General features: G+C 69.6%; 1 protein-coding gene. It reads left to right on the top strand.

Going from position 1 to position 912, the window contains the following annotated elements; genetic code table 11:
* The coding region (locus tag G3446_RS26970; RefSeq protein ID WP_164456722.1) for a DDE-type integrase/transposase/recombinase at positions 1-912 on the top strand (912 nt) is incomplete at both ends.

Below are 912 nucleotides of genomic sequence, written 5' to 3'. Positions count from 1 at the left end.
CGCCGCGCGCGAGGCGCTGCAGGCGCAGTACCGCGACCATCCCGGTTGGACCGCCCAGCTGCACCACGACAACCTCGCGGCGACGCTCGCCGGCAGCGCCACCCCGGTGCCATCCTATCCAAGCGTGCGGCGCTATTTAAAGGCGCAGGGAATGGTGCGCCGCGCCACCCCCAAGCGCGACACCGTCGGTGCCCTGGCGGCGCGTGATCATCTGGAGCAACGCGAGGTGCGCAGCTTCGAGGTCGAGCACGTCGCAGCCCTGTGGCATCTGGATTTCCACCACGGCTCGCGCAAGGTCTTGACCGCCGCCGGAGCCTGGATCACGCCGCTGCTGCTCGGCGTCATCGACGATCGCTCGCGCCTGGTCTGTCACCTGCAGTGGTATGCCAACGAAACCGCCGAGGTACTGGTGCACGGGCTCTCGCAGGCGTTCATGAAGCGCGGCCTGCCGCGCGCCCTCATGACCGATAACGGGGCGGCAATGCTGGCCGAAGAGACGGTGGCCGGACTCGCCAGCCTGGGCGTGCTGCACCAGACGACCTTGCCCTATTCACCGTATCAGAACGCCAAACAGGAGGCCTTTTGGGGCCGCGTGGAAGGGCGCCTGATGGCGATGCTCGAAGGCGAGCCGGGGCTGACCCTCGACACCCTCAACCGCGCCACGCAAGCCTGGGTCGAGCAGGAGTATCACCGCAGCCGCCATGCGGAGTTGCCCAGCACGCCGCTGGCGCGTTATCTGGAGGGGTCGAGCGTGGCGCGCCCCTGCCCGGATGCCGCCGCCCTGCGCGCGGCTTTCCGCATCGAGGTCGCGCGCCGCCAGCGCCGTGCCGATGGCACCGTCAGCCTGGCGGGCATCCGCCTGGAGATCCCGGCACGCTACCGTGCCCTGGAGACGGTGCATCTGCGCTATGC

Origin of the sequence: Thiorhodococcus minor, from assembly GCF_010820565.1 — a bacterium.
Classification (GTDB): domain Bacteria; phylum Pseudomonadota; class Gammaproteobacteria; order Chromatiales; family Chromatiaceae; genus Thiorhodococcus; species Thiorhodococcus minor.
The sequence above is the reverse complement of the archived record's forward strand: the minus strand, read 5'-3'. Positions and strand labels throughout refer to the sequence as shown.